Consider the following 14,153-nt stretch of genomic DNA (forward strand, 5'->3'; position numbering starts at 1 on the left):
CCACGGGTAGTGAAGGGACTGCCTCGTAAATACCCTAAAAAGAAAAATGCCAGTCAGCTTAACTGACTGGCATTGGGCTGGATCCCCAGCAATACACCGCTCTTGAAGCAGGCTTTGCACCCTATATGGACGACACTATTATTGATATTGTCGCCCGTAAAAATGCCGGCACCGGCTCGGTGAATATGGCCCGTTATTATTTTTTGGTAGGTCCCCCCCACCCTCACGATGCCCAGGCGTTCGCCCGCTGTCATGTGGTGGAAGTCAAGCAACAGCGCCAGGCTGCGCCGCTCGCGTTTTTTCCCGGCCTCAGTCCAATTAACGAACTTAATCCCGCGCACCTCACGGCCCGCTGCCAGCGCAAGATGCAGCGTCGTCCTGACTTATTACTGGATGAGGTGGTCTGGCAGAATGCACACTGGCTTATCCGATCCAGACATCACGCCAAAGTGGGGCTGGACCCGAAAGATATTGGTACCGGTAAAAAGGCCGTAGACGGAGGGTTTGTGGCGTTCGCCCGGTACTGTGGTAATGCTCTGGCGCTGGCACATTGCCGTGCTGACAGGCGCTCAGTGGAGTTTGCAGAAACCGCCAGCCATACACTACGTTCTCAGCGCAATGCGCTGTGTGGAGAAGCTGAACGCTACTTCAGGCAAGTGCTGGCAGACTATCGCGCATTCAGCGACTCACCTGAGCCGGCCACACCGGACTAACTACAGATAAGTCCCGACTCTTCAAGGGTTACTCTGCAGACGTAAGCAGGCCCTCTGCAGCCTGGTTATCGTTTTCGGCGTCAACACTCAAACCCAGCGCTTTGATATATTGATCCCGTTTCTGCTGATGCGTGGGGGCTATCGACTCCGCCGACAGCAGTGCAACAGTATGTTTTGCGGTCGTGAGTTGTTCGGCAGTGAGCGCGTTAGATTTATTAATTTGCACCAGAACTTTTAATAAGCTCAGCGCCAGTTGCGTGTCCTGGGGGGTGAGCGTTAATGCCTGCCTGAGATTATTATAGGCCGGTGCCAGCCGGTTTTCTTTATAATTCACAGCCGCCATCTGCTTGAGCTCTTTGGTGGTAAAGTGAATTTCTTTACGCTCTATCGACTCTTGCTTAAGGTATTCGTCTACCACCTGACTTGAGAAGGTGTCCCCTTCAATCTGCTGGCGCAGCTTATCTAAAATATTCAGACACTGCTCGCGCATCCCCAGCTCGTGGAATGCTTTCATCTTATCCAGGTTATCTTCCATGGAGTGGCCTTCCACCACACTGGCTTTTTGCCGCATGAGGTTTTCAGCCGCTTTTTTTTCATTCTGCAAACACAGCAGCCGGGCCTCAATGACCTTGAACTGGTCACCAAGCTGCTTTTCCATGCCCTTGCGTTGTTTTAGCTCATCAAGCTCTGAGTGGGCGCGGCGCAACAGAATTTCCGCGGCGGTATCGCTTTTACTGGTGGCCAAATCAATGGTAGAGCGAATGACATTCAACTGCAGCTCCGGCGAGTCGTGAATAGAATTTTTAGCGAACTTAGCCATGTTTTGCACCGCATCAAGCTGACCATGCTTGTCGTGGTTAAGTCTGGCCAGATCCCAGAGCTTTTTGTTTCGCTCGATGTTGCGCGGAGCCAGTTTACTGGCTTGCTTCACCTGCTCATAGGCCTGAGGGAACTGCTCTTTTTCTATGAAGTACTGGGCCAGCAGATCGTAGGTCAGGAACTTAGTATCAGCACGCACCAGCATGTCTTCTACCAGTGTTTGCGCCTCTTCCAGCTTATCCTGGCGCAATAGCGAGCGCGCTAACCCAATGTGGCACCAGGCATGGTCTACTTCATCCAGAAGCTTTCGATAATAGGTTTCCGCCGAAGAGTAGTCCCGCAGGTGCAACAAGCATTCGCCAATCAAACGCTTCATGCGAGGGTGATAGTCGCTGACTGCCGGGTCTTTGAGTTGTCGCTCGGCGTGATAAATTGCTGCGGAAAAATCGCGCTCGGCCATGCAGTGAAGGACTTTATTCAGTTTACTGCGCACGCTGATCAGGTAAGTCAGGCGTTGTTTTATCCGTTTTTTATCGAGGGGCTTTACCCAAAAGTCATCGGGTTGCAGCTCTACAATACAGTTAACCAACGCGCTGCTGGTTTCTGCACTGAGAAAAATTACAGTGGTTCTGTCATCAATATGATTCAGGTGCTTGAGTTCTTCAAACAAATGAAAACCGTCTTTATCATTGCTGACATTAAACGCGATGAGAACAAAATCAAAACGGGTCTGCTCACACAGTCTGAGGGCATGAAATGCGTTCAGTGCGCTGCTCACCTTTGCAATCCCCATAGCCTTGAGCGTGGAGGTTACTACGTCGTGTACCAATCCCTGATTGTCAATAATCAGAAAAGTCAGTTCTTCTCTCGGCGTCGGGTCCGGGATTTTTTCCATCATGTTTAACCACTTAACAAACAATAATTTCCGTTTATCCGGCGCTTGATTTCCCTAATGCCGGGTTGGATGCTGGCGGGTCAGACCGACAGGCTGTGTTGTGATGCCTGTACACGCGCCGGTTTACGGATAGTACCACTGCTGGTAACTGGAATACCAGTTACCAGCAAAGCTGTGTGTGAAAATTAATTTTTGTGAGGCAACTGCTAGCGCGGCGGATCAACTACATCCGCAGATGAGGTATTCATCCTAAACCAGCCGGCCACAGAGTAACGATCTCGGCGGGCAGGCAACACTTCATGGGGAAACTCTTCACTCAGAAACGCAACCAACGTGCCAGGCTTGGGTAACACAGGGATACCCGCAGTGTCGTTGTCATCGCGGTACACAACGAGCTCGCCGCCGTCGGCCTCACTCCAGCTTTCATTAAGGTAAGTGACCAGGCTCACCACCCGGTTACCCTGGCCCCGGAACGCATCGTAATGGGTTTTATAAAAGTGCCCGGGTGGATAATGTGCAAAGTGACTTTCAAATGAAAACAACCCCATGAACAGTTGCCTGTTAAGGTGCTGGCGAAGTGATTCGGTCCAGTTTAGCCATGCTTTACCGCCACCTGTGGCGCCATCTATCCAACACACGCCGTCATTACGGATATCTTCTATGCGCTGAAAACCGGATTGTCGCCCTATGCCGCCCATATGATAATCGGCCTGCGATAACTGAGCCTGACTGAGTCGCAGTACGGTCTGCAGTGATTCCGGCAACGCATTTTCTACAATGGCATACCCGTTTTCGCGCAGGCCACTGGCAATACGGGCAAATACAGCAGTATCAGAAGAAGAAATATCCGCAGATTGCGGGGCAACAGCAATAGCGCTCATAGCGCACCATACTCCTCAGTGTTTAGGCAGTCGCGTTATATGCTGAAAGTCAGATTTTAGCAAGCGACAATGACAAAAAAGCGTGGATGCCAACGGGATTTAGGTCATAATCGTTGCAACAATACTGTGCTCCTGTGCGGAGGCTGACGCTGAACCTATCTACGCTGCACACTGTAGCTATTATCAGCGAGATTATTGGCAGGCCAGCTGGCGTAATCATAGCGCTGGCTGCCCGTCACCGTACATTCTGTAAAAAGGTAGAAGTTAATGAGCCAAGACCAAACCATGGTAGAAGATACCGAACATCATCTGGAATTGCGTAATCTGCGCCTTGATGATTATGACGAAGTAAAAGAATTGATGGACACCGTCTACGCTAACGTTGGCGGGGCATGGCCATATAAGAACTTTAAGGCTCAGGTTAATACCTTCTCAGACGGGCAAATTTGTATTGAAGACAAAGGCAAGGTGGTGGCTTTTGCCATTTCGGTGATTGTTGACTACGACCAGTTTGGCGATAAGCACAGTTATGACGAAATCACCGGCGATGCCTATCTGACTACCCATGATCCAAACGGCGATGTATTGTACGGCGTAGAAGTCATTGTCAGTCCCGAATACCGGGGTTTACGACTGGGCCGGCGTTTATACGAAGCCCGCAAGGAGCTGTGTCGCAACCTTAACCTGAAATCCATCATGGCCGGCGGACGGATCCCGAACTACCGCAATTACGCCAGCGAGCTGAGCCCGTATGAGTACATTGAGCAGGTAAAGTCTAAAGACATCTACGATCCCATTCTCACCTTCCAGCTCTCCAATGGCTTCGAAGTGAAGCAAGTAATGCAGGCTTACCTCCCGGAAGATGAAGCGTCGCAGGGCTACGCTACGCTATTGCAGTGGCACAACATTTACTATGAGCCCGGCAACCGGAAGCTGATCGGAGGAATTAAATCGAGTGCCCGAATAGGCTGCGTACAATGGCAAATGCGCTACTTCAATAATGTCGAAGAGCTGCTACAGCAGGTTGAGTACTTCGTCGATGCCCTGTCTGATTACAACTGCGACGTCGCCCTGTTTCCGGAGTTCTTCAACGCGCCGCTGATGGGGCTGTCACCATCCGACTCGTCAATTGATGCTATCTGGCATCTGGCGACCTATACCGATGAAATTCTGGCAGCTATGTCGCACCTGGCGGTTTCCTACAATATCAATATTATTGCGGGCTCCATGCCCGTGGTAGAAGAAGATGAGTTGTATAATGTCAGCTACGTGTGCAAACGGGATGGCACCATTGAGAGCCAGTATAAACTGCACCCCACACCCCACGAGAAAAAAGACTGGATAATGAAAGGCGGGAACAGCCTGAAAGTATTCGATACCGATTTTGGTAAAATTGGTGTGCTGATTTGTTATGACGTCGAGTTCCCGGAGCTGGGCCGCCTCCTGAGTGAACAGGAAATGCAGATCCTGATGGTCCCCTTCTGGACAGACACCAAAAATGGCTATCTCAGAGTACAGCGCTGTGCTCAGGCGCGGGCCATCGAAAACGAATGCTATGTGGCTATTGCCGGCAGTGTCGGCAACTTGCCCAAAGTAGACAATGTAGACATTCAGTATGGTCAGACTGCAGTATTTTCGCCCTCTGACTTTGCTTTCCCCCACGATGCTATTGTGTCGGAAACTACGCCTAACACTGAGATGACGCTCATTGTTGACCTCGATTTGGATAAACTTACCAAGCTGCAAAACGAGGGGTCGGTGCGTAATTACCTGGACAGACGACGGGATCTGTATCGCGTGGAATGGATTGGTGGTGATTAACCTATGTCTCACGTAAAAGTACTTGTGGCAGTCTTGTGCTGCCTGTTAAGCAGCCCGCTTATGGCGGCCGGGGACGACAGTGCGTTTTATCATATCAATGAAGAGCGACTGGAATACGTAAAGGCCACTGAACATGCGGCCAGTAACAATGACAAGTTACTGTTACTGGTAATAGGTGCGAACTGGTGTCATGATTCCCGGGCTCTTGCTGAATATTTGCAAACGTCAGAGGTTAGCAATGTCATTCAGCAACACTATGAACTTGCCGTCATAGATGCTGCCTGGCTGGACAATTTGTCACACGTACTTACACGATATAACCATCCCGCCTATTTCGGCACCCCGTCTGTGATGGTTATCGCGCCAGACTCTGCCACTCTGCTTAACCGTGACAGTGTCCAGCGATGGCAGTCGGCCCATTCTGAGTCAGCAGGCAGCTTTGCCCATTACCTGTCGTCGCAGGCTGAGAATGGCAATACCGTGAAATCTCCGGACGATCACAATGTCCCAGCCGCACTTAGTACGTTTGAGCAGCAACAGGCCGAGGTACTGTATCAGGCTTATGCCAAACTCGGGCCGCTGCTGGCTGCAGAAAGTAAGCAACAGCTGCCAGACAGAACCACTTTAGATAAAATGTGGAATGAAGTTCGTCGCTTCCGCTACCAGTTGCAGCATGATTTAGTGGAACTCCATCGGCGCAATACCGTCGAAGAGAGCGATCTACCCGAATATGCACCGCTGAAGACAATGTAATCGGTAGAGCGACATAACAAGTTGGTATTGCAACGTAATTAACGCTACCATCGCGTAAATACGCTTATTGTCGTGTTAAATAACGCATTACGGAATAGTTAAGAGATAATATGGCAAACGATTCGAAAAACGATGATTTCCCAACCATTAAGCTGGATGAGGAAGACCGCCGCGCTTATCAACAGAAAAAGCAACCGGCGCCCGGCGGCAGCAAGAAAAATACGCCCCCGCCCTCTTCTACAGCATCAACGGCCCCGCCGGCGAAGTCAGGCGGTAACGGCATCTGGCTGGTGCTGGTTGCGCTAATTGCGCTGGCGGGTATCGGTGGCTGCTATTATCTGTTCACCTTACTGCAACAACAACAGCAGATAGCTGACCAGGCCGAGACTCGCATTGCTGAGCTCGAAAAGAAACTGTCGGCGACTGGTGAAGAAATTGGTGAGTCAACGGTTGCGCTGCAGGTGAAGGTCAACGAGCTGACCAACAAGACCAACGAACTCTGGGAACAAATGGATAAGCTCTGGGCATCCGCCTGGCGCCGTAACCAGCAAGAAATCGCTGACCTGGGTGAACGCATCACCAACGTGAAAGCCGGCCTGGAGAAAAACGTTGAAAAGGTCAGTGGCGATGTCAAACAACAGGCGTCACAGGTATCCGCGCTACGAAATCAGCTGGCCAACCTGGCTGATGAGTTGTTAGCGGTAAACGTCCAGCTGGAACAGGCTGCCAGTGACAAACAGCAGCGTGTGCAGGCGATTGAAAACGTGAACGACAAACTGTCCGTACTCGAACAACGCAGCAGCACCCTAACTGGCCGTATAGCCAGCTTAGAGAACGAGCTGCGCGAAATTGCCACCAAGGTAGTAACGCGCTCCTCCCCGCCCTCTGGCAGCGCGCCGCCAGCAGGCGAACAAGACACTAATTAACCTATCCCAGGCTCACTTCAGTGAGCCTTTTTCTCAATGAGCCTTTACTGATAGCCAACTACTTAGCATGGCTAGCTTCCGTATTGTTGGGTGTATACCCGATGACCTTAAGCAACATCCTCAACTGAAGTGCGGCCCCCTGAGGCTTTGCTGCAATTGCCAAGCTTACAGTAACTAGCGAACTCTCTCGTATGCATACGATATAACTACAAATCAGCAGACACAAAAAAAGCGCCTTTCGGCGCTTTTTTCGTTAGGGCTGTGCTTAGCGACGCAGACCCAGACGCTTGATAAGGTCAAGGTAACGCTCAGCGTTCTTGCCTTTCAGGTAGTCCAGTAATTTACGACGTTGGCTAACCATACGCAGCAGACCACGACGTGAGTGGTGATCTTTCTTATGGTCAGAGAAGTGCCCCTGAAGCTTGTTAATGTTGTGAGTCAGTAACGCAACCTGAACTTCTGGTGAACCTGTATCACCTTCTTTTACGCCATACTCTTCAACAAGTTTTGCTACTTCTGCTTTCGTTAGTGACATATTAATCTCCTGATTAAGGTAAAACCTCGCCGATCACTAATTCAGCAAGGCCATAGGAAGCGCGTATTATAATGACGCACTTGTTATACGCAAGCCTATTCTGGCTTTCTAGGGCAATTCGTACACGACTCTGCGTTTCGGGTTCACAAAAACTTTGCCGTCATGCTTATGCGCGGGCTGATCCATCGGAGCGACCACACCTTCACCGACACCGAGAAACAGGTCAGCGCTATCTGAGTCGTGATAAACCCGGTATGCCGTGCCTTCTACAAGCCCTTCAGCACATTCGCCACTCACGCTCTGCCCGTTCTCAAACCGGCTACGCTGCGCATCATCAATGACGACTTTAGGCAACCGCAATACCGCCGTATCCATAGGTAATAACAGCTCATCCAGCTTGGTAAAGTCCTGATGCTGGCCTGCCTCGTGCAACTGCTCAAGCACACTCAGAGGGACCATTCTATCAGTCGGATAGTCTGCGACTTCGGTACGATGGAGCCGGGTAACATAGGCACCGCAACCCAGCTGCTGACCGATGTCATCAACCAGCGAACGGATATAGGTTCCCTTACTGCATTTCACCCGCATAGTGAGTTCATCAGCAGTAATACTATGGATGTCCAATTCGTAGATATGGATGTCCCGAGCCGGCCGTTCTATGGTGATGCCCTGACGCGCATAATGGTAAAGGGGCTTGCCTTCATGCTTCAGTGCAGAGTACATGGACGGAACCTGTTTAGAGGCACCTAGAAAGCTCATGCACACCTGACGTATCGTGTCGGAATCGGCCGTCACTGGCTTCTCTTCAACTACCTCACCATCTGCGTCGGATGTGGTTGTTCGCACACCCAACCGGGCAGTCACTTCATACGTTTTCTCGGCGTCTAACAGAAACTGTGAAAACTTTGTGGCTTCGCCCAGGCAAAGCGGCAACATGCCGCTCGCCAACGGGTCGAGTGCGCCAGTATGCCCGGCTTTTTGCGCCTGATACAGCCAGCGAACTTTCTGTAACAGCTGATTCGAGGAACCACCTAACGGTTTATCTAATAATAAAATGCCGTTGATACTGCGGCCTTTACGACGTCTGGCCATTAGTCCTGCTCTTCAGGATCCTGAGGGTCACCGCGCTTTTCAGCATCTTTCGCAACAGTTTGTGAGACCAGACTGGAAATGCGCATACCCTCAGTAATCGAAGTGTCCTGGAAGAAATGCAGGTGCGGCACGGAACGCATGCGAAGGCGTTTAGCCAACAGGCTGCGAATAAAGAAGTTATATTCTTTAAGCTGCTTTACCTGCGCCTTTTCTTCGCCTTCTTCCGCGTTGTAGATAGTGATAAAAATCTTCGCATGGGCAAGGTCCCGTGACACTTCCACATCAGACACTGTGATCAGTGGCAGGTTGCCTACTCTATGCTTGTACTCATTTTGCAGGATACTGGCAACTTCCTTATGGACTTGTTGCGCTACCCTGTCGGTGCGTGAAAATTCACGAGCCATAATATTCTCCTCATCCCGGACTATACAGACAAAAACGGGGGCTTCGGCCCCCGCTTCTCTTACTGTTTTAGCGACCGGCGATTATAATTCGCGCTTCACTTCAACAACTTCGAAGACTTCAATTTGGTCGCCCACTTTGACGTCGTTGTAGTTCTTCACGCCGATACCACATTCCATGCCGTTACGCACTTCCTGCACATCGTCTTTATAACGGCGCAGCGATTCCAGCTCACCTTCGTAAATAACCACATTGTCGCGCAGTACGCGAATGGGGTTACTACGCTTGATGTTACCTTCCGTTACCATACAGCCTGCAATTGCGCCCAGCTTCGGTGACTTAAACACATCACGTACTTCTGCCAGACCCATAATTTGCTGTTTGAATTCCGGCTGAAGCATACCGCTCATTGCCGCACGAACTTCATCAATCAGGTTATAGATAACGCTGTAGTAACGCAGGTCAACTTCTTCAGACTCCAGCATGCGACGTGCAGATGCATCGGCACGTACGTTGAAGCCAACTACAATGGCGCCTGACGCTGCTGCCAGTGAGGCATCAGTTTCAGTAATTCCGCCCACACCGCTACCGACAATGTTCACTTTCACTTCGCTGGTAGACAGCTTAGTGAGTGACTCGGCAATCGCTTCTACAGAACCTTGTACGTCGGCTTTCAGAACGATGTTCAGTTCGCTGACATCACCCGATTCCATGTTCGCAAACATGTTTTCCAACTTGGCTTTCTGCTGACGGGCCAGTTTCAGTTCACGTTTCTTCTGATGACGTTTGGCAGCAACTTCACGGGCTTTACGCTCGTCTTTCACTACTGCTGCATCTTCACCGGCTACCGGTACACCAGACAGACCTAACACTTCTACCGGCGTAGACGGTCCGGCTACCTTCAGATCAGTACCGTGTTCGTCGCGCATAGCACGTACACGACCGTACTCTTCACCGCACAGCAAGATATCACCGGCTTTCAGCTGGCCTTCCTGAATCAGTACTGAGGCTACGGGTCCACGGCCTTTATCCAGACGCGATTCGATAACGATACCGCGACCCGGGCCATCTGCAACGGCTTGTAAATCTAATACTTCCGCCTGCAGGTTAATGGCTTCCAGCAAATCATCTACGCCCATACCGGTTTTGGCCGATACGTTAACGAACTGGTGCTCACCGCCCCATTCTTCCGAGATAACTTCAAGCTGAGACAGCTCAGTTTTCACACGGTCAGGGTCGGCCGTTTCCTTATCCATCTTGTTAACCGCGATAATCAGCGGTACACCGGCTGCACGTGAATGCTGCACAGCTTCTTTCGTTTGTGGCATAACACCGTCGTCGGCTGCTACCACCAAGACTACGATATCAGTGGCGTTCGCTCCACGAGCACGCATGGCAGTAAACGCCGCGTGTCCTGGTGTATCCAGGAAGGTAATTTCGCCGTCGTCATTGGTTACTTTATACGCACCAATGTGCTGAGTAATACCGCCGGCTTCGCCTGCTGCTACTTTAGCGCGACGAATGTAATCCAGTAACGAGGTCTTACCGTGGTCAACGTGACCCATAATGGTCACCACCGGTGCACGGGTAGTTTTCTCGCCACCTACGTGCTCTGCCAACAGTTCGTCTTCCAGCGCGTTATCGTTCACCAGTTCGTATTTGTGACCCATTTCCTCAACTACCAATACGGCAGTATCCTGGTCCAGAACCTGGTTTATGGTTGCCATCTCGCCCATTTTCATCATGGCTTTAATTACCACGTTTGACTTCACAGCCAGGCGATTGGCCAGTTCACCCACTGAAATAGTGGCGCCAATTTTTACTACACGCTCAACTGGTTGAGCTGGTTTCTTAAAGCTTTGCTTCAAATGTTCTCCCGCATTTTTCTTGGACTTTTTACGTCGTCTGGTAGAACGCTCAACCTGCAGATCCTGTTCGTCTTCGGCTTGCTGCGCGTAACGATTTGAGTGCAAATGCACCTCTTCTGCTTCGGCTTTCTTACGGCGCTCTTCTTCTTCTTTCCAACGACGTTCGTTTTCCTCGGCCAGTTTGCGTGCTTCATCAGCCGCCTTCTTGGCCTCTTCTTCCAACTTCTTATGCGCTTCTTCTTCCTGCGCTTTCCGCAAACGTTCTTCTTCTTTGCGCGCCGCTTCCTGTTCGGCTTTTTCTTCTGCCGTCAGCTCAGGCTCGTCTTCGCGACGGGCTTCTGCTTCTTTACGCGCTTTTTCAGCACGTTCGGCACGTTCTTTTTCAGCCGCTTTGCGCGCTTCGTCCGCCTTACGCACTTTCTCTTCAGCAGCGCGCTTCGCTTCTTGTGCGGCCTTTTCTTCGGCTTCACGTTTAGCGCGAGCTTCTTCTTCCTGACGCTTGGCTTCTTCTTCAGCCAGGCGCTGCTCTTCAATGTCTGAACGCTTCACGTATGTACGCTTTTTACGTACTTCTACTTTCACTTGTTTCGACTTGCCCACGCTGAGTGTGCTGGTCGACTTCCGCTTAAGCGTCATTTTCTTTGGCTCACCCAGACTGGTGCTGCCGTGTTGTTTACTCAGATGATCAAGCAACTGTCGCTTTTCGTCTTCGGTAACCTGAGTATTCGCCTGCTTGGTTATGCCCGCATCTTTAAACTGAGCAACCAAACGGTCAACGGTTGTTCCAATGTCACTGGCGAGCTTTTCAATCGATACTTCTGCCATTATGTGTTATTCCCCCTGTTGACCTGATTCTTCGTTAAACCAAACGATATTACGTGCAGCCATAATGATTGAGCCGGCAGTTTCCTCGTCCAGTTCATCAATGTCGCTAATATCGTCAGTGCCTTGCTCAGCCAGTTGCTCTAAATCAGCAATTCCGCGGCTGGCCAGCACGTAGGCAACGTGTTTAGTCATACCTTCCAGGTTCAGCAGCGCTTCTGTGGGCTCTGCACCTTCCAGGCTTTCTTCATTCGCCAGAGCGCGCGTCGTCAGGAACGCTCTCGCACGATTTCGTAATTCTTCGACGGTGTCTTCGTCCAGGCCATCGATGGCCAGCAGCTCACTGGTAGGTACATACGCCACTTCTTCCAGCGTGCTGAAGCCTTCGTCAATCAATACCATGGCGAAGTCTTCGTCAAGGTCCAGACCTGTCATAAACAGGTTAAGTACCTTGGAGTTCTCTTCTTCATGCTTCTTGTTCAGATCGTCAATGGTCATGACGTTCAGTTCCCAGCCTGTCAGCTGTGAAGCCAGGCGCACGTTCTGACCATTACGGCCAATCGCCTGTGCCAGATTATCTGCTTCAACTGCCACATCCATCAGGTGGCTGTCTTCGTCAACTACAATTGACGCTACTTCCGCAGGAGCCATAGCGTTGATTACAAATTGCGCCGGGTTTTCATCCCACAACACAATATCAACACGCTCGCCGCCCAGCTCACCAGAGACTGCCTGGACGCGTGAACCACGCATACCTACACAGGCGCCGACCGGGTCTAAACGCTTGTCGTTGGTTTTCACTGCAATCTTCGCTCGCGAACCCGGATCCCGGGCAGCCGATTTAATTTCCAGTGTTTCTTCAGCAATTTCCGGCACTTCAAGACGGAACAGCTCTACCAGCATGTCCGGATGAGTACGGCTGACGAACAGCTGCGCACCACGGGCTTCAGGACGGATAACATAAAGCAGCCCGCGAACCCTGTCACCTGGACGGAAGGTTTCGCGTGGCAGCATGTCATCACGGTAGATAACACCCTCGGCGTTATTGCCCAGGTCAATGATGATGTTGTCGCGGTTTACCTTTTTGACGGTACCGGTAACCAGTTCGCCAACCTTATCTTCATACTCGGCAATCATCTGCGCACGTTCTGCTTCACGAACTTTTTGCACGATGACCTGCTTTGCCGTTTGCGTAGTAATGCGGTCGAATGCAATAGATTCGATTTGCTCTTCTACATAGTCACCAGGCTGTATTTCAGGCTCGTCAATCTGCGCTGCAGAAAATGTCAGCTCTGCATACGGATTCTCTTGTTCCTGATCGTCCGGGATAACCAGCCAGCGTCTGAACGTATCGAAATCACCCGTGGTTCTGTCGATGCTTACGCGAACTTCAATTTCGCCTTCGTTCTTCTTCTTGGTAGCACTGGCAATAGCAAATTCCAATGCTTCAAAAATCTTTTCCCGGGGCACTTGTTTTTCATTTGAAACGGCTTCCGCCACTAACAAAATTTCTTTATTCATTTTCGCCTCACTTTGCTTTCATCATGAAAGCGCTGCTGTTCCATTAGTCGAACGTGGGAACAACGTTACCTTTTTCGATATTCGCCACAGCTAACTGGAACTGCTGGCCATCCACGTCAATACTGACAACGCCATCTTCACAGGCCACCACCTGGCCTTTGAAGTTACGGCGGTTATCCATTGGCATCGCGAGACGAACTTGAACTACCTCGCCAATTGCCGCCTGATAATGTTTCTCTTTAAACAGGGGTCTGTCCATACCCGGTGATGAAACTTCCAGGTTGTATTCGGTGCTGATGGGATCTTCCACATCCAGGATTGCGCTAACCTGATGGCTGACATCCGCACAATCATCTACGGTGATCCCGTTTTCATGATCAATAAACACCCGTAAAATTGAGTGCTTACCTGCACGTACAAACTCGACCCCAACAAGCTCAAAGCCCAGTGCTTCGACTCCGGGTTCCAGCATGTCAGTCAATTTATCTTCAAGCCTCGCCAATCCATACCTCCAAAAACAAAAAAAGGGCGTTAACGCCCATCCTGTAAAGCTCGTCACTACCGGCTCGGTGGTACTGAGCGTAAATACAACAAAAAGCCCCGGACTAGCGGGGCTTTTATGTAATTCTGGACCCATACCTGCCCAAAGACAGACGCAGACTCATGGGTGGTGCCACCAAACAGTGGAAGTCTGCTACCAGGCAATGCGTTACTATCCAATTCTAACAGAGGGAGCCCGCTATTGCCCTGAATCGTGACCGCATTATACTGCCTGAACACGGATTACGCAACACACCGGTTTAATGGCGGGCATTCATTGACCCAAAGCACAGACTTATAAATTTCCACATCAATAACATTGAATTCGGTGACCGGCGCAGTAAGGATCAAGTGAATGCGGCTAGAACCATACACCATGTTGCTGGGCAAGTGCGGCGTCAACGAAATCGTATTCTAAGGGATCAGAGTGACAGATAAAAAAAAGCCCTGATTAATATCAGGGCCTTCATGTGTGGTTGCGGGAGCAGGATTTGAACCTACGACCTTCGGGTTATGAGCCCGACGAGCTACCAGACTGCTCCATCCCGCGTCTGAACTGGTTTTG

At 50.7% G+C, this 14,153-nt stretch carries 12 protein-coding genes and 1 tRNA gene; 4 read left to right on the forward strand and 9 right to left on the reverse strand.

Annotated features, from left to right (window positions below; all coding sequences use genetic code 11):
• Window positions 1–125: 125 nt before the first annotated feature.
• Entirely contained in the window at window positions 126–713 is a 588-nt protein-coding gene (locus OCL06_RS14440; RefSeq protein WP_262995804.1) for a DUF2252 family protein, read from the forward strand.
• Between the two features lie 28 nt (window positions 714–741).
• Here OCL06_RS14440 and OCL06_RS14445 read toward each other — a convergent pair whose 3' ends face one another.
• Window positions 742–2,430, reverse strand: coding sequence for a response regulator (locus OCL06_RS14445; protein WP_262995806.1), 1,689 nt, complete (start codon window positions 2,428–2,430; stop codon window positions 742–744).
• Window positions 2,431–2,633: 203 nt separating this feature from the next.
• Window positions 2,634–3,308, reverse strand: a complete 675-nt coding sequence (locus OCL06_RS14450; RefSeq protein ID WP_262995807.1) for a 2OG-Fe(II) oxygenase — start codon at window positions 3,306–3,308, stop codon at window positions 2,634–2,636.
• Window positions 3,309–3,575: 267 nt separating this feature from the next.
• Here OCL06_RS14450 and OCL06_RS14455 point away from each other — a divergent pair, with 267 nt between their 5' ends.
• The 3 genes from OCL06_RS14455 to OCL06_RS14465 all read left to right on the forward strand — a co-directional run bounded on the left by OCL06_RS14455 (window position 3,576) and on the right by OCL06_RS14465 (window position 6,808).
• Window positions 3,576–5,129, forward strand: coding sequence for a bifunctional GNAT family N-acetyltransferase/carbon-nitrogen hydrolase family protein (locus tag OCL06_RS14455; RefSeq protein WP_262995809.1), 1,554 nt, complete (start codon window positions 3,576–3,578; stop codon window positions 5,127–5,129).
• Between the two features lie 3 nt (window positions 5,130–5,132).
• Window positions 5,133–5,882 (forward strand): thioredoxin domain-containing protein, encoded by a 750-nt coding sequence (locus tag OCL06_RS14460; protein ID WP_262995811.1) that lies wholly within the window; start codon window positions 5,133–5,135, stop codon window positions 5,880–5,882.
• 110 nt (window positions 5,883–5,992) lie between these two features.
• Entirely contained in the window at window positions 5,993–6,808 is an 816-nt protein-coding gene (locus OCL06_RS14465) for a hypothetical protein (protein WP_262995813.1), read from the forward strand.
• Window positions 6,809–7,073: 265 nt separating this feature from the next.
• On the opposite strand, the gene rpsO is transcribed toward OCL06_RS14465, so the two are convergent.
• From rpsO to OCL06_RS14500, 7 genes are all read right to left on the reverse strand, one after another.
• Window positions 7,074–7,343 (reverse strand): 30S ribosomal protein S15, encoded by a 270-nt coding sequence (gene rpsO / locus OCL06_RS14470; protein WP_262995816.1) that lies wholly within the window; start codon window positions 7,341–7,343, stop codon window positions 7,074–7,076.
• Between the two features lie 108 nt (window positions 7,344–7,451).
• Entirely contained in the window at window positions 7,452–8,435 is a 984-nt protein-coding gene (gene truB, locus OCL06_RS14475) for a tRNA pseudouridine(55) synthase TruB (RefSeq protein WP_262995818.1), read from the reverse strand.
• On the reverse strand, window positions 8,435–8,839 hold the full coding sequence (gene rbfA, locus OCL06_RS14480; RefSeq protein ID WP_262995820.1) for a 30S ribosome-binding factor RbfA: 405 nt from the start codon (window positions 8,837–8,839) through the stop codon (window positions 8,435–8,437). Before rbfA ends, truB begins: the two co-directional genes overlap by 1 nt.
• Before the next feature lie 81 nt (window positions 8,840–8,920).
• Window positions 8,921–11,530 (reverse strand): translation initiation factor IF-2, encoded by a 2,610-nt coding sequence (gene infB, locus OCL06_RS14485; RefSeq protein ID WP_262995822.1) that lies wholly within the window; start codon window positions 11,528–11,530, stop codon window positions 8,921–8,923.
• 6 nt (window positions 11,531–11,536) lie between these two features.
• Complete coding sequence (gene nusA, locus OCL06_RS14490) at window positions 11,537–13,048, reverse strand: transcription termination factor NusA (RefSeq protein ID WP_262995824.1); 1,512 nt, start codon at window positions 13,046–13,048, stop codon at window positions 11,537–11,539.
• Window positions 13,049–13,091: 43 nt separating this feature from the next.
• On the reverse strand, window positions 13,092–13,550 hold the full coding sequence (gene rimP / locus OCL06_RS14495) for a ribosome maturation factor RimP (RefSeq protein ID WP_262995826.1): 459 nt from the start codon (window positions 13,548–13,550) through the stop codon (window positions 13,092–13,094).
• Between the two features lie 511 nt (window positions 13,551–14,061).
• Window positions 14,062–14,138 (reverse strand) — tRNA-Met (locus OCL06_RS14500).
• Window positions 14,139–14,153 lie beyond the last annotated feature (15 nt).

The organism is Alteromonas salexigens (assembly GCF_025628895.1).
Classification (GTDB): Bacteria; Pseudomonadota; Gammaproteobacteria; order Enterobacterales; family Alteromonadaceae; genus Alteromonas; species Alteromonas salexigens.

Excerpts from the sequence above, each read along its gene's own strand:
- truB (WP_262995818.1), bottom strand. The coding sequence starts at position 8,435 with ATGGCCAGACGTCGTAAAGGCCGCAGTATCAACGGCATTTTATTATTA.
- rbfA (WP_262995820.1), bottom strand. The coding sequence starts at position 8,839 with ATGGCTCGTGAATTTTCACGCACCGACAGGGTAGCGCAACAAGTCCAT.
- rpsO (WP_262995816.1), bottom strand. The coding sequence starts at position 7,343 with ATGTCACTAACGAAAGCAGAAGTAGCAAAACTTGTTGAAGAGTATGGC.
- OCL06_RS14455 (WP_262995809.1), top strand. The coding sequence starts at position 3,576 with ATGAGCCAAGACCAAACCATGGTAGAAGATACCGAACATCATCTGGAA.
- OCL06_RS14460 (WP_262995811.1), top strand. The coding sequence starts at position 5,133 with ATGTCTCACGTAAAAGTACTTGTGGCAGTCTTGTGCTGCCTGTTAAGC.
- nusA (WP_262995824.1), bottom strand. The coding sequence starts at position 13,048 with ATGAATAAAGAAATTTTGTTAGTGGCGGAAGCCGTTTCAAATGAAAAA.
- infB (WP_262995822.1), bottom strand. The coding sequence starts at position 11,530 with ATGGCAGAAGTATCGATTGAAAAGCTCGCCAGTGACATTGGAACAACC.
- OCL06_RS14450 (WP_262995807.1), bottom strand. The coding sequence starts at position 3,308 with ATGAGCGCTATTGCTGTTGCCCCGCAATCTGCGGATATTTCTTCTTCT.
- OCL06_RS14440 (WP_262995804.1), top strand. The coding sequence starts at position 126 with ATGGACGACACTATTATTGATATTGTCGCCCGTAAAAATGCCGGCACC.
- OCL06_RS14465 (WP_262995813.1), top strand. The coding sequence starts at position 5,993 with ATGGCAAACGATTCGAAAAACGATGATTTCCCAACCATTAAGCTGGAT.
- OCL06_RS14445 (WP_262995806.1), bottom strand. The coding sequence starts at position 2,430 with ATGATGGAAAAAATCCCGGACCCGACGCCGAGAGAAGAACTGACTTTT.